This is a genomic window from Streptomyces griseus subsp. griseus (assembly GCF_000720255.1).
GTDB classification, from domain to species: Bacteria; Actinomycetota; Actinomycetes; order Streptomycetales; family Streptomycetaceae; genus Streptomyces; species Streptomyces griseus_I.
Genome location: NZ_JOJE01000017.1, coordinates 121,768 through 146,606, shown reverse-complemented (window position 1 = coordinate 146,606; position 24,839 = coordinate 121,768). Strand labels below are relative to the sequence as shown.

Here is a 24,839-nt window from a genome sequence, read left to right as displayed (position 1 = left end):
CCGGGGGGTGCTCCCCTCAGCTCACCGCCGCGTAGTTCTCGTACACCTCGTCGCTGTCGAGGGGCACGATGCCCATTCCGCGCTCGTACTCCGTCCGCGCGGTCTCCAGCAGCCGGCGCCAGGAGGTCACCGTGGGCCGCCTGCGCAGCAATGCGCGGCGCTCCCGCTCGGTCATCCCTCCCCACACGCCGAACTCGACGCGGTTGTCGAGCGCGTCCGCCAGGCACTCCGTGCGCACCGGGCATCCGCTGCACACCGCCTTGGCCCTGTTCTGCGCTGCTCCCTGAACGAACAGTTCATCCGGATCGGTAGTGCGGCAGGCCGCCTGCGCACTCCAGTCGACTACCCAGCCCATACCGGCGCCGTCCTCTCCCGAATCGAGGCTCCCCCACGGCGGCAGCGGCATATTCACCGCCACCAGTTGAGGACGTTACGGAAGGTGGGCACAGCGCAACACCCCCTTCGGGCCCAATCTTGAATGGCCCGAACGGACTATGCGTAAGCGGCAGATCACCCGGGGGAGTGAGCCTGCGACATGCGTGACTTTCCCGGCAAACCAGGACAGTTCCATTGCGTCACAACGGACGCCGGATGACACACAAGGCGGATTCGGACACGCGCCCACCAAAAAAGTTGGGGAACCTCCGGAACGATTCGGGGTCGCCGGACGTATTGATACGTGGCCCTACTGCTGTGACAGTTGAGAGCAGCTTAGGCCAAGGCCTGTACGCGTGTCCGGCGAATGAGAACGTAGGCTGCCCCCATGCCAAAGAAGCGCTCGGGCGGCGGTCTGACGGCGACGCAGCAGGCCGCCAAGTTCCTCGGTGTCAGTGTGCTCTCGGGAGCCGTCCTGGCCGGCATCGCGCTGCCCGCCGTCGGCGCGCTGGGCCTTGCCGCGAAGGGGTCGGTGGAGAGCTTCGACGAACTCCCGGCCAACCTCAAGACGCCCCCGCTGAGCCAGCGCACCACGATCCTCGACGCCGAGGGCGGCCAGATCGCCACGGTCTACTCGCGCGACCGCACCGTCGTCGACCTCAAGGACATCTCGCCGTACATGCAGAAGGCGATCGTCGCGATCGAGGACTCCCGCTTCTACGAGCACGGCGCGGTGGACCTGAAGGGCGTCCTGCGCGCCATGAACCGCAACGCGCAGAGCGGTGGCGTGTCCCAGGGCGCCTCGACGCTCACGCAGCAGTACGTGAAGAACGTCTTCGTCGAGGAGGCCGGCGACGACCCTACGAAGGTCGCGCAGGCCACCCAGCAGACCATCGGCCGCAAGATCAAGGAGCTGAAGTACGCGATCCAGGTGGAGGAGGAGCTCGGCAAGAAGAAGATCCTCGAGAACTACCTGAACATCACGTTCTTCGGGCAGCAGGCCTACGGCGTCGAGGCCGCCTCCCAGCGTTACTTCTCCCGGCACGCCAAGGACCTGACCCTCCCGCAGGCCGCGCTCCTCGCCGGCATCGTCCAGTCGCCCAGCCGGTACGACCCGATCAACGACGAGGCCGAGGCCACCAAGCGGCGCAACACCGTGCTGCAGCGCATGGCCGAGGTCGGCGACATCTCGCAGGCCGACGCCGACGCGGCCGGGAAGAAGCCGCTGGGCCTGAAGGTCCACAAGCCCAGGAACGGCTGCATCACGGCGGTCAAGGGCGCCAGCTTCTTCTGCAAGTACGTCGAGCGCGTCTTCCTGAGCGACCCGGTCTTCGGCAAGACCAAGGAGGACCGGGCGAAGATCTGGAACCAGGGCGGCCTGACCATCCGGACCACTCTGGACCCGCAGTCCCAGCGGTCGGTGCAGGCCTCGCTCAAGGAGCACATCTACAAGTCCGACAAGGTCGCCGCCGCCTCCACCCTCGTCGAGCCCGGCACCGGCAAGATCCTCGCGATGGGCCAGTCCAAGCCGTACGGCTACGGCAAGAACGAGACCGAGATCAACTACTCGGTCGGCAACGACATGGGCGGCTCCAACTTCGGCTTCCCGACCGGTTCGACGTTCAAGCCGTTCGTCGCGGCGGCCGCGCTGGAGGAAGGCCGGCCGGCGACGCAGGAGTACTCGTCGCCGTTCAAGATGGAGTACCCGAGCCCGGTCCAGACCTGCGAAGGCAAGCCGTGGGTCAACAGCCGTGACCAGCCCGCGACCGTGGAGAACGAGGACGAGTCCGAGGTCGGCCCGTACCAGATGAAGAAGGCGATGGAGAAGTCCGTCAACACCTACTTCGTCCAGCTCATCTCCGACATCGGCCTGTGCCCCGTGGTGAAGATGACCGACGCGCTGCACGTGGTGCAGGGCAACAACACCAAGCTCCCCGAGGTGCCGGCCATCGCCCTCGGCTCCAAGGGCATCTCCCCGCTGACGATGGCGTCGGCGTACGCCGCCTTCGCCTCGCGCGGCATGTACTGCACGCCGGTCGCCATCGAGTCGATCACCCAGAAGGTCGGCAACCAGCGGAAGTCGCTGCAGGTTCCCAAGTCGACCTGCTCCCGCGCGATGTCCGAGAAGACGGCCGACACCATCAACTCCCTGCTGGTCGGCGTGGTCGACTCAGGTACGGGCCAGACGGCCGGTCTGTCGGGCCGCGAGAACGCGGGTAAGACGGGTACGACGGACGAGCGCAAGAACGCCTGGTTCGTCGGCTACACCCCGAACCTCTCGGGCGCGGTCTGGGTCGGCAGCGCCACCCAGAAGGTCCAGATGACCAACATCCGGATCGGCGGCGTCTGGCACGACCAGGTCTACGGCGGTGACACTCCCGGCCCCATCTGGCGCGACGCGATGACCGGCGCGCTCGAGGGCAAGGACGCCCCCGATTTCAACCTGATCCACATCCCCGACCCCCAGCCCAAGGAGAAGGACAAGGGCAAGGGCAAGGGCAAGGGCGACGGGAACGGCAACGGGGGTGACAACGGTGACAACGGCGGCAACGACCAGCTCATCGGCGGCACGGACGGGGGAACGTTCCCGACACCCACGTTCTCGTTCCCGGACAACCTGTTCCAGGGGCAGGGCAACGGAGGGAACGGGAACGGCGGGAGGCGCGGCTGAGGCGCCGAGCCGCCGGGCTCCGTGAGACTGGAGCGGCCCCTTCCTTCCCGTGGTACGGGGAGGAAGGGGCCGCGCTGCTTGTACGGAGACCTCAGAAAGGCCCGGAAGAATCAGAAGGATCAGCAGGCGTTCGAAGGCATCCGAAGACGTCCGAAGGCATCCGAAGACGTCCGAAGGCATCCGAAGACGTCCGAAGGCATCCGAAGGCGTCCGAAGGCCTCAGCCGGCCAGAAGCTTCTTGACCGCGGCGGCGACGCGGCCGCCCTCGGCCAGGCCGGCCACCTTCGGGTTCACGATCTTCATGACCGCACCCATGGCCCGCGGCCCCTCGGCCCCCGCCGCCTTCGCCTCCTCGACGGCCTGGGCGACGATGTCGTTCAGCTCGTCGTCGCCGAGCTGCTTGGGCAGGTACTCGGCGAGCACCTCGCCCTCCGCCTTCTCCCGCTCGGCCGACTCGGCGCGACCACCCTGCGCGAACGCGTCCGCGGCCTCGCGGCGCTTCTTCGCCTCCTTGGTGATCACCTTCAGGACCTCGTCGTCGGAGAGCTCGCGCTTCTCCTTGCCCGCGACCTCCTCCTTGGTGATCGCGGCGAGCGTCAGCCGGAGCGTCGAGGAGCGGAGCTCGTCGCGCTCCTTGATCGCGGCGTTGAGGTCTTCCTGCAGCTTCGACTTGAGCGTGGTCATGGGGTTGATTGTCGCAGGTACGGCAGTCGTGACGCCCGCCATATTCGGGGCGCGCCAAGGGGAGCCGCGAGGAGGGCAGTTCGAGGACTCGCGGAGGGGCTGTCGGTTCGGGTACGGCTTGAGGTCTGACACGATGGTCGTATGCGCGCGCAATACGGAGTACCTCTGGGGATCGCGGCGGTCGGCGCCGCCGGTGTGGTGTACGCGGCGGGCTTCGAGGCCCGCTCCTTCCGCCTGCGACGGGTGACGGTGCCCGTCCTGCCCGCCGGGATGCGCCCGCTGCGGGTGCTCCAGGTCTCCGACATCCACATGGTCGGCGGCCAGCGCAAGAAGCAGCGCTGGCTGCGCTCGCTGGCGGGCCTGCGCCCCGACTTCGTGATCAACACGGGCGACAACCTGTCCGACCCCGAGGGCGTCCCCGAGGTCCTGGACTCGCTGGGCCCACTCATGGACTTCCCCGGAGCGTACGTCTTCGGCTCCAACGACTACTACGGCCCCAAGTTCCGCAACCCGGCCCGCTACCTGCTGGAGAAGGTGCAGGGCCGCCACGGCCTGAACGGCAACCCGCCCGCCGTGGGTGTGGTGCACCTCCCCTGGGAAGACCTGCGCGACGGCTTCGACGCGGCGGGCTGGCTGAACCTGACGAACACGCGGGGGACGCTGAAGATCGACGGGATGGCCGTGGAGCTCACGGGCCTGGACGACCCGCACATCAAGCGCGACCGCTACGAGCGGGTGGCCGGCGGCCCGTCCGACTCGGCCGACTTCTCCATGGGCATCGTCCACGCCCCCTACCTGCGCACCCTCGACGCCTTCGCCGCGGACGCCTACCCCCTGATCCTCGCCGGCCACACCCACGGCGGACAGCTCTGCATCCCCTTCTACGGCGCCCTGGTCACCAACTGCGACCTCGACACCGACCGGGTGAAGGGCCTCTCCACCCACACGACGGAGGGGCACACCTCCTACCTCCACGTCTCGGCGGGCTGCGGCACGAGCCGCTACACCCCGGTGCGGTTCGCCTGCCCGCCGGAGGCGACGTTGCTGACGCTGGTGAGCAGGGACTGAGGCCGCTCGGGTGGGCCGGGGGCGGGGCGGGGGTAACCCACCCGGCCCACCCACATCGCCCCTTTTTCCGGTTATGTCTAGCTTGAGGGCATGACCGCCCCGATACCCAGGGACATCCCGGACCTCCCCGCGATTCCGGGCATACCCGCGCTGCTGCCCTCGGCCGTACCCGCCTCCGCCGTGGTGACCCCCGTGCGCCGCCCCACGACGGCGACGTTCCGCCTGCTGATCGCGGCGCTGGCCGCGGCGGGCGTGACGATCGACCTGATCCTCGGCAGCCCGCTCCTGGTCCTGAGCCACTTCGCGATCCAGAGCAACATCCTGCTGGCCCTGGTCCTCACCCTCTCGGCCCGCCGCGCCTGGACGGCCCGCCGCCCCCTGCCGTCCGCCCTGACCGGCGCGGCCCTGCTCTACGCCCTGATCACGGCCCTGGTCTACCACCTGCTCCTGGCCGACACGACGCCCCCGTACTCCCTCACGGGCGCCCCCGCCTCCCACACGGTCTGGCAGGCCCTCGCGGTCCACATCCTCCACACGGCGGTCCCCGTGGCCGCGGTCCTGGACTGGCTGCTGCTCACCGCCCCCGGCCACCTGCACCTCCGCCAGGCCGTGAGCTGGCTCCTCTACCCCCTGGCCTACCTGCTCTTCACCCTCGCCCGTGGCGAACTGCTCCTCCTCCCCGACTCCGCCGGCCGCTACCTCTACCCCTTCCTCGACGTCGCCCACCACGGCTACAAGGGCACCCTCGCCAACGCCCTCCTCCTCGGCCTCTCCTTCTACGGCCTCGCGCTCCTCCTCATCGCCCTCGACCACACCCGCCCCAACCCGACCCGCCACCACCGCGTCAAAACCGGATTTCGTCTCCAGCCACCAGTGGGCTAAAGTAAACGACGTCGCCGCGACAGCAGCGACATCGGGGTGTAGCGCAGCTTGGCAGCGCGCTTCGTTCGGGACGAAGAGGTCGTGGGTTCAAATCCCGCCACCCCGACAGTGAAACACCAGCTCAAGGGCCTGATCCGCTCACGCGGATCAGGCCCTTTCTGGTTTGTGACTACGCCACGGGCAGCCGGAGAGGCCAGCCGGAGTTCGCACGCGTCAGGCTGAGAAGTCGGCCGCGACGGGTGTCTTTGGTCCATGGTCTTCGCCCCTGTCTGGGTCACGGTGTCCTGATCGCCTGATCGCCGACGGCGCCCTACTAGTAAGGGGTGTGACACCAAGAGTATGGTCGCTTGTATGGCGACGAAGAAGGTGACCGTGACAATCCCCGAGGATCTCCTGGACGAGATCCGCGCGGACGCGGCAGAGCGGGGCCTGTCGGCATACGTCGCCGAGGCGCTGCGCTTCAAGCGCGACCGGGACCGGCTCCTGGAACTGGTCGACTGGCTGCAGGAAGAACACGGCCCGGTGACTGAGGACGAGCGTGTGGCAGCCCTCGACGAGCTGGAGGATCTCGACGCCGAACACGAGCGGCGCCGCGCCTCCGGACAGCACAACGCCGGAGAGGCTGCGTGAAGAAGCGCGCCGGTGAGCAAGGGAAGAGGCCGCTCCGTGTTTTCGTCCTGGACTGTGAAGCTCTCTCCCTGGCCGTGCGCGGTGATCGGAGGATGATCGCCCGGCTTGACCTCGCGGCGCGCGGGGAGGCCGAAGTGGTGACGTCGCCGATGACCCTGGTCGAGGCGTACGACGGCAGAACGACCGAACAGCGCTGGGACTGGGTGCTGTCCCGGCTCCAGGTCGTCGACATCGGGAAGGACGAGACCCGCCAGGCACGCCGACTCCTGGCCGACGCCAAGTTGCACGGCCACAAGTACGCAATCGACGCCGTGCTCGCCGTGATCGCGCGACAGCAGAAGGGACAGGTCACCGTCTTCACCTCGGACGTCGACGACCTGGAGAAGCTGGTCCCGAACACGATCGTCGTCAAGAAGGTGTGACCCGACCCCCGCCCCCAAGGGCCCACAGCTGGGATGGCACCAGCCGCCAGTCTGGAGACCGAGCCCCATTGAGGCCCGTTCAGACGGCCGGAGGGATCCCTGCTGGGGCGCTCCGTCTTCTAGGCTGGCGCGGTGGCTGATGAGAAGGAGCGGGTGCAGCCGTCGGGGGTGTGGGCCACGGCGGTGGGGGTGGCCAGAGTGCGGGCGCTGGAGAACGAGCGGGAGAACGCGCTGTTCCGCGACCCACTGGCACAGGCCTTCGCCACCGCCGGCGGCCTGTGGCCCTCCTCGCCGCCGCCCGATGACGAGGCCGCGCGACGCCGCCGGCTGGCCGTGTCGTTCTCCATCGTCATCAGGACGAAGTTCCTCGACGACCTGTTGCAACAGGCCTCCGCGTCCGGAGTCCGGCAGGTCGTGCTGCTCGGCGCCGGTATGGACAGCCGGGCCTTCCGGATGGACTGGCCCGAGGGCACCCGGCTGTTCGAGGTCGATACCGCCGCCCCACTGGACTTCAAGGCTTCGGTGCTGCGCCGGGAGCGGGCCGTCGCGCGCTGCGAGCGGATCACCGTCGCGGTTGATCTGCGTGAGGACTGGCCAGGCGCGTTGGCCGCGGCGGGGCACGACCCGGCCGTGCCGACTGTGTGGATCGCCGAAGGGCTGCTGATCTATCTGCCGGAGGACGCGGTGGAGCTGTTGCTGGCCCGGATCAGTGCGCAGTCGGCGGCGGGCAGTCGGATGGGGCTGACGTTGGGCTCGCGCGGCGTGCTTGAGCGGTTCGGCGTGGACGCCGTGCCGGGATCGGCGGCGTCCATGTGGGTTTCGGAGATGCCGGACGACCCGGTGGGCTGGCTGGCCGGACACGGCTGGGAGGCCGACAGCCACACCCTGCGCGAGTGCGCTGCCGTCTACGGCCGCCCGCTCAGCAGCCCGCCGCAGCGGGAGGAGCGGCCGGGCGGACTGATCTCGGCGGTCCGCCGGTAGAGGAACGGGGACCGTCCGGGGGCCCACGAGGCACGGCTGCTGAAGGAGTCGCGCGCACGAGCAAGCGCCTCTTGGCAGTCTCGGCCGTCCGTACTCGGCATCGCTGGTGTAATCCCGGCATGGACGCGACTGTGGCAACTCTGATCGGTACCTCCATCGGTACGCTCGGCGGATTGGCCGGCGGGTTCCTCACCGCCTCCTTCCAAAGCCGACAGGCACGAGCTCAACTCGACGTCGAGGAGCGGCGGCGCAGAGATGACCTGCGGCGGGAAGCATGCAACGCCTTTGCCCATGCGGCTCACCAGTACCGGACGCATTGGTGGCAGCTCGATTCCGCGTTGGGCAAGGGAATCGCCGACCGGGAGCTGTTCGACGGTGCTGCCGCTCTGTGGACTGAGGTGACGGCGGCACACAGTCGAGCGGCGATCGCCGGGCCCACGACGGTCGCAGAGGCAGCCGATCAGTTGCTGGCTCAACTGCACGCGATGGACAACGCCGGCACAGAGTGGTTCTCGACCATCGAGGCCGGTTATCAGCACAGTGTGGACGTACTCCGGGATGAGCTGCTCGCCGCGAGGCGTGCCGTGCGGGTCGGAGCGTTCGCGTCGGTCGTCCGGCTTGAACTCGGAAACGAGGAATCGTCGTACGCCAACTCTCGTGCGCGGACACACGCGATCGGCACCAATCCGCCCAGTGTGCAACCCCTCGCCAACCCAGATGCAGCCGGAAACTGAGTCCACGTCGAGACTGTCCTGCGCGAGCTCCGGGTGCAGTTCGACCTCGCATGGCTCGATGCGCCAGTCAGCCAACAGCCCGAAGCATTCCAGCAGTTCACCCACGACCGACCGCACGGGTTCCTTGGTCAAGCCCTTGCGCATCGATGTGTACGAGGTGACGGACGACGACGTGGTACGCCGACCGCCGGCATAGACGGGTTCCCGCGCCAGACCGCTGGGCTCCGTGCAAGGCGTCAGCCGGAGGAAGTTCAGTTCGGCGGCGCATTGATCGCTACGGTAATAACCTGGACGCGAGGGAGGGGGTCCCATCCATGAGAGCAGACACGGTCGACCTGCGGCGGATCTTCGGCAAAGACGTGCGTTACACGGTGCCGCTGTTCCAGAGGCCGTACGTGTGGAACCGGGACGACAACTGGTCGGCCCTGTGGGAGGACATCCGCCGCACCGTCGAGCGGGCCGAGCAGGCGGCACTGACTGGGGAGACGGTGGCGCCGCACTTTCTCGGCGCGGTCGTCTTCGACGAGACCCCGTACCTGTCGTCAAGCCTGGAGACGCGGCAGGTCATCGACGGCCAGCAGCGCCTGACGACACTGCAGTTGTTCCTATTCGCGGCACGCCTGTCGGCGGCGGCTCACAACCACGAGCGGTCGGTACGGCTGCTGAGCAAGTTCCTGGAGAACGACGAGGACCTGTTCGACCGCGCCCAGCACCCCGACCACCTCTACAAAGTCTGGCCGACCAACGCGGACCGTGAAGAGTTCCGCACCGTCATGCTCAACCAGGGCGGGGCAGGACGGCTCGCCGAAGCCGTCACCTACTTTCAGCAGGAGATCGACGCGTGGCTGGCCGAAGCCGCTGAGCCTCACGAGCGGCTGGGGATGCTGGTGCAGGCGCTGCGGGAACAGCTGCGTCTGGTCATCATCGACTTGGAAGAGCACGACGACGCGCAGGTCGTCTTCGAGACGCTGAACAGCCGCGGTACTCCGCTGGAGCACGCGGATCTGATCAAGAACCTGCTGTTCCGCGACGCCGAACGTGCCGGTGCGGACGTCGACCGGCTCTACAAAACGTACTGGGCGCCCTTCGACCAGGACGAATGGCGCGTGGAACAGACGACTGGCCGAATTACGCGAAGCCGCCTCGACGTGTTCCTGACGTACTGGCTCACGATGCGTACGCAGCGCGAGTTCACCGCCTCGGCCCTGTTCAAGGAGTTCGAGCGCTGGCTGCTCTCGTCTGCCGTCCCCACGGAAGACGTGTTTGCCGAGCTGACACGGTACGCCGAAATCTATGACCTCATCGACGACCATCCGCTGCACGGCGTCGAGGGACGGTTCCTGTACCGGATGAAGGTCCTTCAGACCTCCACTCCGATGCCCCTGCTCCTCTTCCTCTACGGCCTGGACGAGTCCGTGCTGCCACTGGAGCGTCGGCGACGGGCGATCCGAGCCATCGACAGCTACCTCGTGCGCCGGACACTGCTCAATCTCAGTACCCGCGACTACAACAACGTCTTCCGGGACCTGGTCGCGGCCGTAGCCCGGCAACCCGACCGCGCGGACGAAGCCATCGTCAGGGCCCTCTCGGCGCTGCAGGGCCACCACCGTCATTGGCCAAGCGACAACGAGTTCCGTGCCTCGTTGGAACATGACCCCATCTACTCCCGTCTGGTCCGCCGCAGCGTACGCATCCTCTTGGAAGCGCTGGAGGACGAGCTGCGCACTGACCACACCGAACAGCTCACCGTCCCGGTCGGCGAGCAGGCCGGTACGAAGTTGACCATCGAGCACGTCATGCCGCAGAGCTGGCGCGACAACTGGCCGCCTCTTGAGAACGATCCGTCCGAAGGAGCCGACCGCGACGAACTGGTCCACACACTCGGCAACCTGACCCTCGTCACCGCCCGTCTGAATCCCACCCTGGGCAACATGGCCTGGGAGGACAAACGACAGTGGCTCGGCAAGCACAGCCTGCTACGCCTCACCCACGGCACCTTGCTCAGTGCTCCACCGAACACTGACATAAGCGACTGGGCGACCGCCTGGGACGAGCATCGAATCCGTACGCGGGGTGCCTATCTCGCCTCACTGTCCTTGGACATCTGGCCGCATGCCGAGGATCTACGCACCGACCCGTTGTCTTCCGCGCACGACAACAAATGACGCTCTCGATCACCCTCCGGGATACCCTCGCACCCGGGGGGCAGCCTCAGCCGTCGCGTCTGACCGCGAGGAAGCTGGCCGTCTGGCCGGCCGGGGACAGGGTGGGGCCGGTTCCGTGGGGGGCTGCTCGTAGGACCGTGCCTGCCAGGGTCTGGCGTTGGTTGATGCCTGTGGGCCAGTGGGGCAGGACGATGCCGTCGTATTCGTAGTGGAAGTCCGCGATGGGGGTGCCCGGTTGTCCGCGGCCCGTGAGGGTGAAGTGCATGGCTGAGCCGTTCGCGGTTTTGCCCGTGATGTCCATCGCGAGGGGGTCCTCGCCGGGGTCCGTGGGGAAGATCAGGGCTCCGCTGATCACTCCGCCCGGCTCGACGGAGAGTCTCAGCTCCAGTTGGGCGAAGCGGAGTCGGTTGAAGTCGTCGACCGGTTCGGGGCGGTCGAGGAAGCTGCGGTAGGTGTACGTGCCGGCCAGGTCCGCTGTGTCCATCGCTAGGGCTCCGTTGTCATCAGGGAGACGCTGCCGATGCGGGGCCGGGACCCGGGCGGGACCGTCGGCATGACCGAGCCGGTGCCTGCTTCCAGTCCGGCGGCGTCGGGCGGCGGGCCGAGCGGGGCCGGCGTCACCACGACGGGCGGGATGCCCTCGCCGTCCCAGCGGCCCATCCGGCGCAGCTCGGTCAGTTGGTCGGTGATGTCGAACTTGAAGGTGAGCCCCGGGCCGCCGTGGCCGTGATGGTGGGCGTTGTCGCCGCCGACCGCGCCGAAGAAGTGGATGTGGCCGATGAAGTACGGGCCTTCCGGGTCGAGGTCCTCTTCGTGGTCCGGGCGGGCGCCGAGGTAGACGCGGTAGTTCGTTCCGGGCGGGGTGTCGGCCCGTACGTCGGCGATGGTGAGGATGGCGCGGGACGGGGTCTCCGGTGAGGCGGCCTCCGTCAGGGCCGAGGTCTCGGCCGCGGGCTCCGGGCTCAGCGGGACGGTGACGCTCTCCTCGCCCAGGTCGGTCGGGCCGGTCGGGCCGGTCGTGGCGACCACCGTTTGCGGCGGAGGGTCGGCGCCGACGGCCAGCATGGCGACCAGGCGCTCGGGGGGCTTGAGGCCCACGCCCTCGGTCAGGGACTCGTACCTGTACCCGAGCTGCTGTTCGTCGACGAGGTCCTGGGACTTGAACCCCACCCTGTTGCCCTGGGCGTCGCGGAAGTGGTGGGTGAATCCGAGCCAGTCCGCGTCCGTCGGGTTCTTGTGGTCGGGGTTGGTGCGCCAGGCGGACCAGAGGCGGTCGATGTTGGCGTGGTGGAGCCAGAAGACGGGGTCGCGTGGGGAGGCGAAATCGCCCATCACACCACCCACGAAGCCGTGGATGTGGTTGTGGGGCTGCTCCTCCAGCAGACCGGTTCCGCCGTTCGGGAAGTGCATCAGCTCCCCGCCCGTGTCCTCGCTGCCGAACTGCGTCACGCCGGTGAAGTGCGGTGCCTGCATCGCAAGGTGCGGATTCACCTCGGGCCACTGGATGGAGAGCTTGGCCGCGGCATCCTTGTCCCGGTCGGGGGGTGCCAGGAACAGCGGGTTGGCCCCGTCCCCATCGGGCCAGTCAGGGGTCAGGAACTCGGGCGGCAGGCGACGGCACGCCTGGGACTCCGGGCTGTTCGGGTCGCCGTTCGTGACGCGGGTGTAGTTCCAGTACGGCAGGGCCCAGTCGTCGGGACCGCCCAGCTCGTCCTTGACGACGTGGCGCACGATCTCCTCGAAGCAGAGGATGTAGGCGCGGTGCCAGGGCAGGAAGAACCAGCCGCCGTGCGGGCAGTTGTTCCACTCCGGATTGTCGCTGGGCTCGCCCTGGGGCGTGCCGTGGATGTTCGCCTGGAAGATCCAGCTCGTCGGTTTCGTCTCCGGCTTGGCACGCATCGCCCGTACCGCTCTGGCGTACCAGAGGAGCTGGTCGTCCCAGGCTTCCGTCATTTTCGTCGTGTCACGGCGTTCTCGAACCGCTCCGGCCATGGCTCTGCCCTCCGGGGTGGGGTGTGGAGGAAAAGCGCGGCAGTTCATGCCACGAGGCGCATGCCTCTGAAGGGCGTGTCGCGCGTACCCCTACAGGGGCATACCCCTACAGGGGATCTACTTCCAGCATCGCATCGAGCCGCACTGACGCAACTCAGCGGACGCAGGTCAGGAGGTCAGCGCAGGACCAGTACGGCCGTCGCGGTGACGACCACCGCCGAGCCCAGCGCCAGCAGAACCGGCGAGCCCATCAACTCACCTGTCCGCTGCCTGCGTTGCGCCACCGTCAAGGCCGTCAGCGCGCCCCGCAGCAGCACGCCCGCGACCAGCGCGAGCAACAGCACGTGCACCCACTCCGGCACCTCTACCGCCTCGGTGACCCAGCCGCCGACGAGCGGGCTCACGCAGGCGGCGATCAGCCACGGACTCAGGCGCCGCCGGCCTCGCGCCTCCAGCAGCGCCGTGAGCGCGAGTCCCTCGCTGACGGAGTGCACGAAGAGCGCGGCCACCACGGCGACCGAGGGCAGCAGGACCACGGTCATGCCCTCCACGAAACGGTGCAGTACGAGAGCCACGGCCGTCCCGCCGCACGCGAGGCGCCCGGGGTCGCCCCGACGGTCACCCCGACGGCCCGTCCAGCGCCCGGCCGACAGGAGCACGAAGGTGGCCACGGCGACGACGGGCACCACCCAGCCGGGCACGCCCGCCTCGCCTGCGTGTTCCAGGGCGTGCGGCACGATGTCGGCCCCGGCCACGGCCAGCAGCACACCCGACGCGGCCCCGAGCAGCGCCGTCGACCGATGCGACCAGCGCCGCTCCAGCCAGGCCCCGACCAGGGTCCCCACCGCGATCAGTACGAGCCCCACGTACTGGCCGCGATCGAAATCCCCCCAGGCCCGCACGGCCCCCGCCCCCACGTCGACCACCGCACCCATCGCGGTTCACCTTTCGTGAAGCGAGCGCACCAGGAACGCCCCTGCGACGCTGTCACGTGTCCCACTCGCCCGCAATGTCACGAACCTCCCCGAGGGTGTGGGTGTGGCATTCGGACCGCACAGGTCCGCCGTTCGGGTGAGGGCGGGTTGACGCCTCGACCGGCAGCTCGGCCCATACCGTCTTGCCGACGGGCCGCCGAGGCTCCGAGCCCCAGCGCACGGCCAGGGCGTCCACCAGGAGCAGGCCCCGGCCGGATTCGCTCTCGGGGTGCGGGGAGGGTGGGGTCGCGGGTGGGCGTTTCGCGGAGGCGGTGTCCGCCACCTCGATGCGGAGCAGGGACGCGGCCGGGTCGAGGGTGAGGCGGAGGGCGAAGTCACGACCGGGGGTCCGGCCGTGCTGGACGGCGTTCGCCGCCAGTTCGGCGACGACGAGGGCGACGGAGCAGGACGTGTCCGACACCGGTGGGTAGCCCCACTCCTCCATGCACTGGACGGCGAGGCGCCGGGCGAGGTGCGCGCCTCGCGGAGTGGACGCGAACTGAGCCGTGCGAGAGGGGTGTTCCGCCGGGGCGGTGGTCGTTCGTGTCAGCAACGGCTTGTCCGTCCTTGCCTGTCGGGCTGCTGCGTGCATGCGCGTGACGTACTCGATTCGTCACGTTCCGTACTCAAGGGTCGTCCGATCGCCCTACGCTCGACAGGTGACAGAGCCTTACATTTCAGCTCGTAAGGAACGGAAGTGACGCTTTGGCCAACGGAATTGACCCCAGCACGTCGATGGCCGCGCTGTTCGGGGCGCGGGTGCGCCGGCTGCGTACCGCGGCCGGACTGACCCAGGCCGAGCTCGGCCACAGGACGCACGTGGTGAGCACGCGCATCACCCAGATCGAGCGGGCGTCCGGCGCCAAGCCGACGCTGGAGCTGGCGCGGGCGCTGGACGCGGCCCTCGGTGCGGACGATTTGCTCGTCGAGTTGTGGCCGTACGTGTACCGGGAGGCGTTTCCGGACTGGTCGCGCAGGTTCATGGAGTACGCGGAGAGGGCGGTGGCCGTCCACGAGTACGCGGCTCATGTGGTGCCTGGCTTGTTGCAGACGGAGGATTACGCGCGGGCGGTGCTGAAAGTCGGTCGAACGCTCGGCAGCAAAGAGCAGTTGGAGGAGCGGGTCGCCCTTCGCATGGGACGTCAGGAGCGGATCGGCGCACCCGACCGTCCCGAGCTGTGGGTGGTTCTCGACGAGGCGGTGCTCCGACGCCCGGTCGGCGGCCGCCCGGTCATGCGCGAGCAGTTGGCGCGGCTGCTCGGCACCGCGACGGCACGCCACATCACCGTCCAAGTACTGCCGTTCGACCAGGGTGAGCACGCTGTCATGGGCGGTTCGCTCACGCTCCTCACCATGCCGGACGGCGCGGAGGTCGCCTACACGGAAGGCGCGCACTACGGCCAACTCATCGAGGATCCGGACGAGGTCAGGAGTTTCGCGCTGACCTACGATCGGCTGAGGGCGGCAGCTCTGCCCCCGCTCATGTCGCTCGACATGATCAGATCCGTGATGGAGGACAACCACCGTGGAGCCAATGTCCCGTCCCGAACTGAACGGCGCCGCCTGGCGCAGGAGCAGCTACAGCAATCAGGAGGGCGGCAACTGCGTGGAGGTGGCCGACATTTTCCCGGCAGCCGTCGTCCCCGTCCGTGACAGCAAGGTCCCGCACGGGCCGGTGCTGTGCTTCGACGCCGACTCGTGGGCGGCCTTCATAGGCGCGACTCGCCGGGGCCTTGTCCGCGAGGGTCCGGAGGGCCGCTGACCTCCCCAAAGAACCGGGGGAAAGAACTACCCACCCGCCCACCCGCCCCGGCTGCGAGGCCGCGTCACCCGTCCGGGTGACCGGCTTGCAGGCGCGGGATCTGGGGGATTACGTTCGCCGCGACAACCGCACACAGACAACGGCCCCCGGCCGGGACTGGCATCCCGATCGAGGGCCTGACCGATCAGGAAGAACCAACCTTCCCAATGGCTGACTCGCAGTCTAACGCGCGCCTGCGCGCCGACGCCGGAGCCCCGACCTCCGGCGTGATCCACGTACGTACCCGGCTGACGGCCGACTTCACCGTGATCGCCAACGCGCTCGTCCAGCGGCGCGGCAGCGCGGTCACGGTCGGTGTCGCGGCGTACATCTCCTCCCTGCCCGACGGCTCTCCCGTGAGCATCACCGCCCTGTGCGAGCACTTCAGCGAGGGCGAGATCCTGATCTCGCGAGCGCTCAGGGAACTCGAAACCGCCGGTTACCTGGAACGCCGCCGCGAGCGCCTGCCCTCGGGCCGGATCCGCACCCGGACGTACTTCTACGACGTACCCGCCGGCAGAGACGGCCCCGGCAATCCTCCCGAGCCGCCCAAGCCGCCCCGGGCCCGGAAACAGCCCGAGAAGCAGCCGGAAAAGCAGCCCGAGAAGCAGCCGGAGAAGCAGCCCGCCGCCGCGGCAACGGTGCCCGCGCAGGCCGGGCCGGAGACGATCGCCCCGCTCGCCGACGCCGACCCGCAGGCCGTCGCCGTACTCGCCACCCTGCGCAGGATCGATCCGCGCCTGCTCCTGTCCGAGCGGGAAGCCGCGCGGCTGGCCCCGGCCGTCGCACGGTGGCTCGCGGCCGGGGTGGGAGCACACCAGATCACCGAGCTGCTCACCGCGGGGCTCCCCGACCACCTCCTCGCCCGCCCGGCAGGCATCCTCGCCTTCCGCCTCCGGGAAACGCCCCTGCCCGCGCCGCCCCCACGCCCTGCCCCGCAGGCCAGTGAGCGACCGGTCGTTCTGCCCTTCCAGACCTGCGACGGCTGCGACCGTGCCTTCCGCGCACCGGAGCCCGGGCGGTGCCGGGAGTGCCGATCCGGTACGTCCTGGGGATCCGTCGATCCTCTCCGTGCGGCCTGCTGAGGTCGGGGGTGGTGGGGCGAACGAGGGGCCGGGGGCTTGGTTAGGCTTGGCAGGAAGCGCCCATTTGTGGGGGTATGCCAGATATGAAGCCCAGCTCCCTCTCCCGTCTCTCTGTAGCAGTCGTGGTCGCCGTCGGACTGAGTCTCGTCGGGGCCTGTGGTGGGGGCGGGGGTGGTGCCGGGGGTGGGGACGGCGGTATCACGGTGGGGGTGTTGCTTCCCGGGGGTGGGGCCTCGCGGTTCGGGCAGTTCGACAAGCCGTTGATCGAGAAGAAGCTGAAGGAGCTGTGCGCGGACTGCCCGGCGCCGAGCGTCGCCGCCACGCCTGACCCGGCGGTCCAGCGGCAACAGCTGGAGTCCATGATCACGCGGGGTGTGGACGTCCTGATCATCGCCGCCGTCGACCCCGCGCTGCTGCGCCCCTCGGTCGAGGAGGCGCACCGGGCCGGGATCCCGGTCGTCGCCTACGACCGGCTCGCGGAAGGGCCCATCTCCGGTTACGTCACCTTCGACGGTGCCGAGGTCGGCAGGCTTCAGGGCGAGGGGCTGCTGAAGGCCATGGGCGACAAGGCCGAGGGCGGTCAGATCGTCATGATGAACGGCGCCACGATCGATCCCAACGCCGGCTGGTACAAGCGGGGCGCTCTCTCCGTACTCAACGGCAAGGTGAGGATCGGCAAGTCCTACGACACCGTGGGCTGGCGCCCGGAGAACGCCTACGCCAACATGACCGGCGCCATCGCCGCCCTGGGCCCGGACACCATCGACGGCGTACTGGCCGCCAACGACAGCCTCGGCGGTGCCGTGATCTCCGCGCTCAACGCCCGCAAGGTCAGGCCGCTGCCCCCGGTCACCGGCCAGGACGCCGACCTCGTGGCCGCGCAGCGGATCGTCAAGGGCGACCAGTACATGACCGTGTACAAGCCCTTCAAGCGCCAGGCCGACGCCGCCGTGAAGATGGCCGTCGCCCTGGGACGCGGCGACCCGGTCGACTCCATCGCCACCGACACCGTCGACAGCCCCACCACCAAGGACGTCCCGGCGGTCCTGCTCCCCTCGGTCTCCGTGACCGTCGGCAACATCAAGGACACTCTGGTCAAGGACGGTGTGTACACGATCGACCAGATCTGCACCCCGAATCTCCGGTCCGCCTGCGACAAGGCCGGCCTCACCCGATGAGCGTTCCCCGGCGGAAGGAGGGGGCCCCGTGGCGGTTCAGCCCCTGCTGGCACTGCGTGGCATCTCCAAGCGCTTCGCGGCCGTCCAGGCGCTCGTGGACGTCGAGCTGGAGATCAGGGCCGGGGAGGTCGTCGCCCTGGTCGGCGACAACGCCGCCGGGAAGTCCACCCTGGTCAAGGTGGTCTCGGGGGCCGGTCCCGCCGACCGGGGCGTCATCGAGTGGCAGGGCGGCGCAGTCCAGATCAAGCGCCCCCAGGACGCCCAGGCCCTGGGCATCGCGACCGTCTACCAGGACCTCGCGATGTGCGACAACCTCGACGTCGTCGGCAACCTCTTCCTCGGCCGGGAGATACACCGCTTCGGCATCCTCGACGAGGTCGAGATGGAGCGCCGCACCCGCGAGCTGCTGGACACCCTGGCGATCCGCATCCCCGACGTACGGGTGCCGGTCGCCACCCTCTCCGGCGGCCAGCGGCAGGTCGTCGCCATCTCCCGCTCGTTCCTCGGCACACCGCGGCTGCTGCTCCTCGACGAACCCACCGCCGCCCTCGGTGTCGAGCAGGCCGGCCAGCTCCTCGACCTCATCGAGCAGTTGCGCGACCGGGGTCTCGGGATCCTCCTCATCAGCCACAACATGGGCGACATCAAGGCCGTCGCCGACCGGGTGGCCGTTCTGCGCCTCGGCCGCAACAACGGCCTCTTCGACGTGAACACCACCTCCCAGGAACAGATCATCTCCTCCATCACGGGCGCGGCGGACAACTCCGCCGCCCATCGTCCGACCCGCCCGGAGGAGGCATGGCCGTGAGGGGGCGCGGGCCCCGGGCGCGCGCCCGGACACGCGCCGACGAGACCACGTCCAAGGACGGCCGCGGGGACGACACATCCCGTGACGGCCGTCGCGACGGCCGTCACGACGGGGGCCGCGGCGAAATCCACGACGGAAGCCACGACGAGAGCCACGACGAGAGCCCCGGCCAACGCCCCGGCGGACTCCGGTGGCACTCCGGGCGGCTCACCGACCGTGCCGGAACCCTCAGGGCCTACCCCGGCGCGGTCCGGCGTGGGCTGCGTGGGCTGCGTGGGCTGCATGGGCTGCGTGGGCGGGAGCTCGGTTCCGCCCCGGCCCTGCTCGCACTCGGCATCACCTGGATGGTCTTCCAGAGCCTCAACGACAACTTCCTCTCGCCGCGCAACCTGTCCGTCCTCAGCGTGGACATCGTCGGCACCGGCATGGTCGCCGTCGGCATCGTCTTCGTCCTGCTGATCGGCGAGATCGACCTCTCGGTGGGTTCGCTCGCCGGACTGGCGGGCGCCCTGTTCGCGGCGCTGAACGTGAACCTCGGCATGCCGGAATGGCTCGCCGTGATCATCGCGGTGAGCTGCGGCGCGGCCGCCGGGGCCGTGCAGGGGTTCTCCTTCGCCAGGATCGGCGTACCCGCGTTCGTCGTCACCCTCGCGGGCCTGCTGGCCTGGAACGGTCTGATGCTCTACCTGCTGGGGCCGGACAGCTCGATCAACTTCAGCGAGGACGGGCTGGTCGCCTCACTGACCAGCCGTTACTTCGGCTCCCCCGTGGTCACCTACGGTCTGGCGGCGCTCGGTACGGCCGGGTACCTCCTTGTCTCCCTCCACGACCGCGGGCGGCGCGCCGCCGCCGGGATGCCGTACCGGGCGGTGGGTGAGATCTGGGCCCGCACGGTCCTCCTCGCGGTCGTCGCGTTCACCGCGGTCGCCGTGCTGGGCCGGTTCGAGGGCCTGCCACTGGCTCTGCTGATCTTCCTCGCGGTCATCGTCGTCACGGACGTCCTCCTGCGCCGTACGCCCTACGGCCGGCAGGTCCTCGCGCTGGGCGGCGGTGTGGAGGCGGCCCGGCGGGCCGGGGTCGACGTGGCGCGGACGCAGGTCTCGGTGTTCATGGTGTCGGGGACCCTGGCCGCGGTCGGCGGCCTGTTCGTGGCGTCCCGGCTCACCTCGGCCAGTCAGGTCCCGGGCTCCGGCACGCTGCTGATCAACGCCATCGCCGCCGCCGTCATCGGTGGCACCAGCCTGTTCGGCGGGCGCGGCTCGACCTGGTCCGCGCTGCTGGGGGTGCTCATCATCCAGTCGATCGCCTCGGGAATGGCGTTGCTGGGGGTCGAGCCGCCGGTCCAGTCCATGATCACCGGTGGGGTGCTGTTCGCAGCGGTGGTCTTCGACTCGTTGGCACGGCGCGCCGCGGAGTCACGCGGACGGGTCTGAGGGATACGGGCGGGGGCTCACGACATGGCGCTACTGCCGGTGGCGGCGCGCGCCCTGTCGCGGGGGCAGGGTCAGGGTGATCTGTCGCACCAGTTGTTGGAAGCTGGCCAGGGACGCGAGGGCCGGCAGGACGGCTCCGGCGATACCGGTGAAGGTTCTCTCGGCCTGGGACACGCACAGCATCATCGCGACGGAGGAGAACAACAAAACGATGAACCACGAGTGGGCGGCCCGGCGTCGGTGCAGCGTGGTGCGCAGGATGGAGAGAGAGGCCACCATCCAGGGGCCGTACACGAGGAGCGGCCACCAGGTGAACATTCCGGCCTTCGTGTCGGGCGTGATGCTCCGCAAGGGCGCGTAGGCCACCATCCCGCCGAACACACTGACCATCGCCACGATGACGGCGACGAACGAGAGGATCACGAAGCTGCCGGTCTGCAACCACTTGAGACGCGCTTTCCGGACGCGAACCTTCCGGTGCCCGGCGGAAGAACGCCGGGCGGGCGGCGCCTGAGCGGTGATCTGCGCCAGGTTCCCGCTCGGGTCGGGGAAGTCGGCGCCGTGCGACGGCTCGCTACGCGGTGGTGGCACGCCGGCCGCCTGCTCCGCCGGCACGGCCTCCTGGAGGAGAAAGGCGAGTTCCTCGACCGGATCCCAGTCCGAATCGGGAGGCACCAAGGGGGCACCCGAGTGCAGGGCATCGACGGGACTGCCGTGCCAGCCGGGACCCGGACCACAGGGGTATGTCTCTGAAAACCATTCACGCCGCGCGTAGGCGGGATCCGCATAGTCGTGATTCATGGAAATACGCCCCGTCAGGCGTGGTCCGCGCGACAGCCGAGGGTCCCCTGGCCGTTCCACCGTCGGTTCAGGTCCTCCTGGGCCGCCTCCAGCAGCGTGAGGAACTCGCGGAGCAGCGGCTCGGTGACCAGGAGCGGCGCGTAGGCGTATTTCCCCACTTCCACACCGCGGGCCGTAAGCAGATTATCCTGCCCCGCACTGCGGCGGGGCAGATCATGAGGCATCGCTTCCGTCATGACCCGCTAACGCCGCACCCTCTCCTCCGGATGCGCGGCAAATGAGTGACCCTGGCGCGCGGGAAACGTTGATGAGAGCCTTTTTTAATTTTTGTCATTCGCTTTATGAATGGAGTGGGTTTTCTTCTCACCAATTCTTGAGCAGCAAATAGGATTCACTGCCGCCGCGTCGAGCAGCGGGCCGAGTTCGCGGGACACGGTCGTCAGGGCGCGGGTGTTCCGTTCGGCTCGGGCGATGAGGATCGCGCCCTCCAGGGAGCTGATCATGAGCGTGGCGAGAGGCGTGGCGCGCTCCCGCGGTACGCCCATGTCCGCCAGGGCGTGGGCGACCGGGCCGGTCCAGGCGGCGAACGCGGCGGAGGCGGCCTCGCGCGTGGACACGGTGGACTCCGCGCAGTCCACCGTGGCGGCGGCGACGGGGCAGCCGCCCGCGTACCCGGTGGTCTCGTACTCGTCGGTCCACTGCCGGACCATCTCGGCGAACAGCCCGGCGGGCGTCGGCTCGGGCAGCGCGGCGAGGAAGCGGGCGACGCGGTTGCCGGCGTAGCGGCCGGCCCAGCCCAGCGCCTCGTTGACCAGCTGCTCCTTGCCGCCGGGGAAGTAGTGCTGGAGTGAGCCGCGGGGCGCGCCGGCATGGGCGGCGACCTCGCGCATGCCCGTGGCGGCGACTCCGTCGCGCCGAATGAGCTGGGCCGCGCTGAAGACCATCCGCTCGCGCGGGCCGTGTTCGGCCGCGGTCATCCTCGTCCTCCCCGCGTTCGACCAATCCGGGGCTCACTCTATGACCGCTGTCATAACGGTGGCTACTATGACCGCTGTCATACTCCCGCACGGCCGGGTGTCCCGGTGACGAGAAGACGGTGGTGCAGCGTGTACCTGGGTTTTGTCGGTCTCGGGGTCATGGGGCAGCCCATGGCGCTCAACCTCGCCCGCGCGGGGACGCCCCTCGTCGTCTGGAACCGCACCCCGGCCCGGTGCGACCCCCTGCGTGCCGCCGGTGCGCGGGTCGCGGCGGACGCCGGCGAGGTGTTCGAGCGGGCCGGGGTGGTGATCCTGATGCTGGCCGACGAGCCCGCGATCGACGCGGTGCTGGGGCGCGGCACCCCGGAGTTCGCGGCCCGCGTCGCCGGATGCACCGTCGTCCACATGGGCACGACCTCGCCGGAGTACTCGGCCGGCCTGGGGGCCACCGTCCGTGCGGCGGGCGGGAGTTACGTCGAGGCACCCGTCTCCGGTTCACGCGTACCGGCGGAGCGCGGGGAGTTGGTGGCGATGCTGGCGGGTGACGGGCCCGCCCTGGAGGTCGTACGCCCCCTGCTCGCGCCCATGTGCCGGGAGACGTTCGACTGCGGTGCCGTCCCCGGTGCGCTGCTGATGAAGTTCTCGGTGAACCTGTTCCTGATCACGCTGGTCACCGGTCTGACGGAGGCGTTCCACTTCGCCGACCGGCACGGTCTCGACCAGCGCCTCCTCGTCGACGTACTGGACGCGGGCCCCATGGCCAGCCCCGTCTTCCGTATGAAGGCACCCAAACTGCTGGCCCGGGACTTCGCCGTCCAGGCGGCCGCCGCGGACGTGTTGAAGAACAACCGCCTGATCGCCGAGGCGGCCCGCAAGGCCGACCTCGCCTCTCCCCTCCTCGACGTATGCCACGCCCTCTTCGACGAGACCGTGGCGCAGGGGCACGGCGGGGCGGACATGGTGGCGGTGCTGCGCGCGCTGGAGGCCCGGACGGAGGGCACCCGCTCAGTACGGATGTGACTCCCGGTCAGTACGGTCGTGCCCCCCGGTCAGTATGGACGTGCGCCCTGGTCGGCACGGGCCTGACGCACGCTCGGCACCCATACCCGCCCCTGCCGCCCCCTGCGCCCTTTTCGGCCCCCAATCCCCCATCTCCACCCAAGCCCGGGCGAGCCTCAGCCGACACCTGTAGAACTGAGGGAGGTGGATGTCACGGGGAGGACAGTGTGATCGAACTCGCGGAGATGATCCGGCAGTTGCGGCATGAGCTGAACGCCGCGATGACGGACGGGGCGGGCGGGCCGGTGCGGTTCGAGCTCGGGCCCGTCGAAGTGGAGGCGACCGTCGCGGTGGACCGGAAGGGCGGAGCGGGCGGCAAGGTGCGGTTCTGGGTCGTCGAGGCGGGGGCCGACGCTTCGACGGGGACGCTGCGCACCCACCGCGTCAGCCTCACCCTGCAACCGAAGCTGGTCGCCCCCGACGGCACCCACCACACCGTGCTGATCTCCGCGGACGAGGTCGACCATGAGCGCTGACGTGGGGGGACGTGGGGCCGTACGCTGGTCGGCACGATCAGGACGAACTCGATGACGGTCGCGGGCGATCGGGAGGTCACGGGGGTGGAAGGGCGCAGCCCTGCACGGGTTCGCAACGAGTTGGTGGCCGAGGTCGTCAGCGCGCTCCAGGAATCGGACGCGATGCGGCACCCCAACAGCGCCGACCTGGTCGTGGGCTATCTCGGCCAGGAGCTGGGCTCCCCGGTGGAGCTCGTCCGCAGCGAGAAGCTGCGCGCGCAGCTGTTCCAACTCGTCGAGCAGTGCGCCCGGTTCCCGGACGGGCTGTCGTCCCTGGCGCGGTGTCTGGGGTACGTGGAGCAGCAGTCGGCGGCCGTCGGGGTGCTGCGGCGCCTGGTGGACGAGTGGGAGGCCGTGGACTTCTTCGACGGCGCCGACCTGCATCCGCTGCGGCCCGTGCTGCTGGAGATGCGGTCGACGGCCGCCCTGGCCACGATGGCGCGCCGGGCGAGCCGTTCTCGCACCCAGGAGCTGCCGACGTGGTGCGACACGGGCTGGGCGGTGTTCTTACGGCTGGCCGGTGACAACGCGGCGGCGAGGGAACTGCCCGTGAGCATGGCGTTCCTGTCGCTCGCCGCCGACCAGCTGATGGAGGACGGCAAGGCGGAGGCGGCGGAACAGCTGCGGCGCTGGAACCGGCAGCAGGCCCTCAGCTGGGGCCTGGAGGAGCGGATGGCCGAGTGGCAGCGCGGCGGGGTCGCCCAGCCGCCGCCGTCGCTGGTCCCGGCGTATCTGATGATCCAGTTCGAGCCGGACGGCGTGGACCCCGAGCGCTACTACCTCTCCCACTGGCGGCAGTCGGACGCGGAGGGCTGGCACCCCGTCCCCGGCGAGACGCTGCACCTGCACCGCGACGAGCTGCCCTCGGAGGTCGAGCAGCTCATCGAGCAGACCGAGGAGCGCTGGTCGGACCTGCGGCAACCGGTCGTCCTCGAATTCATCCTGCCGTGGGAACTTCTCAGTGAGCCGGTCGAGTGGTGGAACAAGGAGTCCGGCTCCTCCCCCACGCCCCTGGTGCTGGACTACCCCGTCCTGCTCCGCAGCTTCGAACGCCTGCGCAAGGCCTCCTGGCACCGGCCCTGGCACAACAAGTGGCGCCAGCTGAAGGAACAGCCCGCCGACAGCCACTCCTACTGGAACCGTCCGGGGCAGTCCCACTTCCACCTGGAGCGGGAGCTGAAGGAGGACGAGCAGGCCGTCTGCCTGGTGCTGAGCGAGCCGCCGGGCGGTGACTCCCTCACCAGCCGCCAGGAGTTCAGGGCGGCCCTGCGGGCCGGGATCCCGGCCATGATCTGGCACCGCGGCGACTGCTCCGACCCCGCGTTCAAGGAGGCGGTCGCGGACATCGTGCAGGACCGTGGACTGGGCAGCCTTCTGGAGCGGGCCGGAAGATGGCGCAGAGAAGCGCTGGCGGTCGGCCCCGAGGGATGGGACAACCACGTGGGACGCCACCTCGCGATCCTGCTCGACGACCCGGAGCGCAGACCCGGCCCGCCGGGCCCGGACCATGCGCCGGTGCAGCGGTGAACCGGCAGGCCGGCTCGCGGGATCGCGAACGGTGGCCCGACGGTGAGAGGACGTGCCACGCGATGAACCCATGTGCA

General features: G+C 69.4%; 26 protein-coding genes and 1 tRNA gene. 18 read left to right on the top strand and 9 right to left on the bottom strand.

Annotated elements, in window-relative coordinates:
- Nucleotides 1–16: 16 nt before the first annotated feature.
- A complete protein-coding gene (gene wblA, locus IG99_RS23830) occupies nucleotides 17–355 on the bottom strand; it encodes a transcriptional regulator WblA (RefSeq protein WP_037676918.1) in 339 nt (112 codons plus the stop codon).
- Between the two features lie 408 nt (nucleotides 356–763).
- On the opposite strand from wblA, the gene IG99_RS23825 reads away from it, so the two are divergent.
- Nucleotides 764–3,046, top strand: coding sequence for a transglycosylase domain-containing protein (locus tag IG99_RS23825; RefSeq protein WP_037676917.1), 2,283 nt, complete (start codon nucleotides 764–766; stop codon nucleotides 3,044–3,046).
- A 219-nt stretch (nucleotides 3,047–3,265) separates the two neighbouring features.
- On the opposite strand, the gene IG99_RS23820 is transcribed toward IG99_RS23825, so the two are convergent.
- A complete protein-coding gene (locus IG99_RS23820; RefSeq protein ID WP_037676916.1) occupies nucleotides 3,266–3,730 on the bottom strand; it encodes a GatB/YqeY domain-containing protein in 465 nt (154 codons plus the stop codon).
- A gap of 141 nt (nucleotides 3,731–3,871) precedes the next feature.
- Here IG99_RS23820 and IG99_RS23815 point away from each other — a divergent pair, with 141 nt between their 5' ends.
- The 8 genes from IG99_RS23815 to IG99_RS23780 all read left to right on the top strand — a co-directional run bounded on the left by IG99_RS23815 (nucleotide 3,872) and on the right by IG99_RS23780 (nucleotide 10,612).
- Nucleotides 3,872–4,798, top strand: a complete 927-nt coding sequence (locus IG99_RS23815; RefSeq protein WP_037676915.1) for a metallophosphoesterase — start codon at nucleotides 3,872–3,874, stop codon at nucleotides 4,796–4,798.
- A 90-nt stretch (nucleotides 4,799–4,888) separates the two neighbouring features.
- On the top strand, nucleotides 4,889–5,680 hold the full coding sequence (locus tag IG99_RS23810; RefSeq protein WP_037676914.1) for a Pr6Pr family membrane protein: 792 nt from the start codon (nucleotides 4,889–4,891) through the stop codon (nucleotides 5,678–5,680).
- Between the two features lie 32 nt (nucleotides 5,681–5,712).
- A tRNA-Pro gene (locus IG99_RS23805) sits at nucleotides 5,713–5,786 on the top strand.
- A 245-nt stretch (nucleotides 5,787–6,031) separates the two neighbouring features.
- Entirely contained in the window at nucleotides 6,032–6,310 is a 279-nt protein-coding gene (locus IG99_RS23800; RefSeq protein ID WP_037676913.1) for a CopG family transcriptional regulator, read from the top strand.
- Entirely contained in the window at nucleotides 6,307–6,732 is a 426-nt protein-coding gene (locus tag IG99_RS23795; protein ID WP_037676912.1) for a PIN domain-containing protein, read from the top strand. The genes IG99_RS23800 and IG99_RS23795 overlap by 4 nt, the downstream gene beginning before the upstream one ends.
- A gap of 168 nt (nucleotides 6,733–6,900) precedes the next feature.
- A complete protein-coding gene (locus tag IG99_RS23790) occupies nucleotides 6,901–7,713 on the top strand; it encodes a class I SAM-dependent methyltransferase (protein ID WP_037676911.1) in 813 nt (270 codons plus the stop codon).
- Between the two features lie 119 nt (nucleotides 7,714–7,832).
- Nucleotides 7,833–8,447 carry a hypothetical protein gene (locus tag IG99_RS47765; protein ID WP_037676910.1) on the top strand — a complete coding sequence of 205 codons (615 nt, stop codon included), beginning with the start codon at nucleotides 7,833–7,835 and terminating at the stop codon, nucleotides 8,445–8,447.
- A gap of 314 nt (nucleotides 8,448–8,761) precedes the next feature.
- Entirely contained in the window at nucleotides 8,762–10,612 is a 1,851-nt protein-coding gene (locus tag IG99_RS23780; protein WP_037676909.1) for a DUF262 domain-containing protein, read from the top strand.
- Between the two features lie 46 nt (nucleotides 10,613–10,658).
- Here IG99_RS23780 and IG99_RS23775 read toward each other — a convergent pair whose 3' ends face one another.
- From IG99_RS23775 to IG99_RS23755, 4 genes are all read right to left on the bottom strand, one after another.
- Nucleotides 10,659–11,096 carry a hypothetical protein gene (locus tag IG99_RS23775; RefSeq protein ID WP_037676908.1) on the bottom strand — a complete coding sequence of 146 codons (438 nt, stop codon included), beginning with the start codon at nucleotides 11,094–11,096 and terminating at the stop codon, nucleotides 10,659–10,661.
- Between the two features lie 2 nt (nucleotides 11,097–11,098).
- Entirely contained in the window at nucleotides 11,099–12,565 is a 1,467-nt protein-coding gene (locus tag IG99_RS23770) for a tyrosinase family protein (RefSeq protein WP_037676907.1), read from the bottom strand.
- Nucleotides 12,566–12,780: 215 nt separating this feature from the next.
- On the bottom strand, nucleotides 12,781–13,539 hold the full coding sequence (locus IG99_RS44265; RefSeq protein WP_051865816.1) for a ZIP family metal transporter: 759 nt from the start codon (nucleotides 13,537–13,539) through the stop codon (nucleotides 12,781–12,783).
- Nucleotides 13,540–13,591: 52 nt separating this feature from the next.
- Complete coding sequence (locus tag IG99_RS23755) at nucleotides 13,592–14,170, bottom strand: ATP-binding protein (RefSeq protein ID WP_078947857.1); 579 nt, start codon at nucleotides 14,168–14,170, stop codon at nucleotides 13,592–13,594.
- A 143-nt stretch (nucleotides 14,171–14,313) separates the two neighbouring features.
- Between IG99_RS23755 and IG99_RS23750 the strand changes: the two genes are divergently transcribed.
- The 6 genes from IG99_RS23750 to IG99_RS23730 all read left to right on the top strand — a co-directional run bounded on the left by IG99_RS23750 (nucleotide 14,314) and on the right by IG99_RS23730 (nucleotide 19,883).
- Nucleotides 14,314–15,231 (top strand): helix-turn-helix domain-containing protein, encoded by a 918-nt coding sequence (locus tag IG99_RS23750; protein ID WP_037676906.1) that lies wholly within the window; start codon nucleotides 14,314–14,316, stop codon nucleotides 15,229–15,231.
- Nucleotides 15,185–15,340 (top strand): DUF397 domain-containing protein, encoded by a 156-nt coding sequence (locus IG99_RS50435; protein ID WP_394298044.1) that lies wholly within the window; start codon nucleotides 15,185–15,187, stop codon nucleotides 15,338–15,340. Before IG99_RS23750 ends, IG99_RS50435 begins: the two co-directional genes overlap by 47 nt.
- Nucleotides 15,341–15,546: 206 nt before the next feature.
- The gene (locus IG99_RS23745; RefSeq protein ID WP_037676905.1) at nucleotides 15,547–16,464 is read left to right on the top strand and encodes a hypothetical protein; all 918 of its coding nucleotides are present in this window, start codon (nucleotides 15,547–15,549) and stop codon (nucleotides 16,462–16,464) included.
- A gap of 83 nt (nucleotides 16,465–16,547) precedes the next feature.
- On the top strand, nucleotides 16,548–17,642 hold the full coding sequence (locus IG99_RS23740) for a sugar ABC transporter substrate-binding protein (protein WP_078947855.1): 1,095 nt from the start codon (nucleotides 16,548–16,550) through the stop codon (nucleotides 17,640–17,642).
- A gap of 28 nt (nucleotides 17,643–17,670) precedes the next feature.
- Complete coding sequence (locus IG99_RS23735; RefSeq protein WP_199815584.1) at nucleotides 17,671–18,450, top strand: ATP-binding cassette domain-containing protein; 780 nt, start codon at nucleotides 17,671–17,673, stop codon at nucleotides 18,448–18,450.
- Between the two features lie 125 nt (nucleotides 18,451–18,575).
- On the top strand, nucleotides 18,576–19,883 hold the full coding sequence (locus IG99_RS23730; RefSeq protein ID WP_078947867.1) for a sugar ABC transporter permease: 1,308 nt from the start codon (nucleotides 18,576–18,578) through the stop codon (nucleotides 19,881–19,883).
- Nucleotides 19,884–19,913: 30 nt separating this feature from the next.
- On the opposite strand, the gene IG99_RS23725 is transcribed toward IG99_RS23730, so the two are convergent.
- The 3 genes from IG99_RS23725 to IG99_RS23720 form a co-directional block, all read right to left on the bottom strand.
- Nucleotides 19,914–20,684, bottom strand: a complete 771-nt coding sequence (locus IG99_RS23725) for a DUF2637 domain-containing protein (protein WP_037676902.1) — start codon at nucleotides 20,682–20,684, stop codon at nucleotides 19,914–19,916.
- A gap of 14 nt (nucleotides 20,685–20,698) precedes the next feature.
- Entirely contained in the window at nucleotides 20,699–20,848 is a 150-nt protein-coding gene (locus tag IG99_RS48845) for a hypothetical protein (RefSeq protein WP_158973232.1), read from the bottom strand.
- Nucleotides 20,849–21,004: 156 nt separating this feature from the next.
- Nucleotides 21,005–21,661 (bottom strand): TetR/AcrR family transcriptional regulator, encoded by a 657-nt coding sequence (locus IG99_RS23720; RefSeq protein ID WP_078947854.1) that lies wholly within the window; start codon nucleotides 21,659–21,661, stop codon nucleotides 21,005–21,007.
- Between the two features lie 129 nt (nucleotides 21,662–21,790).
- Here IG99_RS23720 and IG99_RS23715 point away from each other — a divergent pair, with 129 nt between their 5' ends.
- From IG99_RS23715 to IG99_RS23705, 3 genes are all read left to right on the top strand, one after another.
- Nucleotides 21,791–22,681 carry an NAD(P)-dependent oxidoreductase gene (locus IG99_RS23715; protein ID WP_037676901.1) on the top strand — a complete coding sequence of 297 codons (891 nt, stop codon included), beginning with the start codon at nucleotides 21,791–21,793 and terminating at the stop codon, nucleotides 22,679–22,681.
- Between the two features lie 206 nt (nucleotides 22,682–22,887).
- Nucleotides 22,888–23,196, top strand: a complete 309-nt coding sequence (locus IG99_RS23710) for a trypco2 family protein (protein WP_037676900.1) — start codon at nucleotides 22,888–22,890, stop codon at nucleotides 23,194–23,196.
- 51 nt (nucleotides 23,197–23,247) lie between these two features.
- Nucleotides 23,248–24,762, top strand: coding sequence for a VMAP-C domain-containing protein (locus tag IG99_RS23705; RefSeq protein ID WP_158973231.1), 1,515 nt, complete (start codon nucleotides 23,248–23,250; stop codon nucleotides 24,760–24,762).
- Nucleotides 24,763–24,839: the final 77 nt, after the last annotated feature.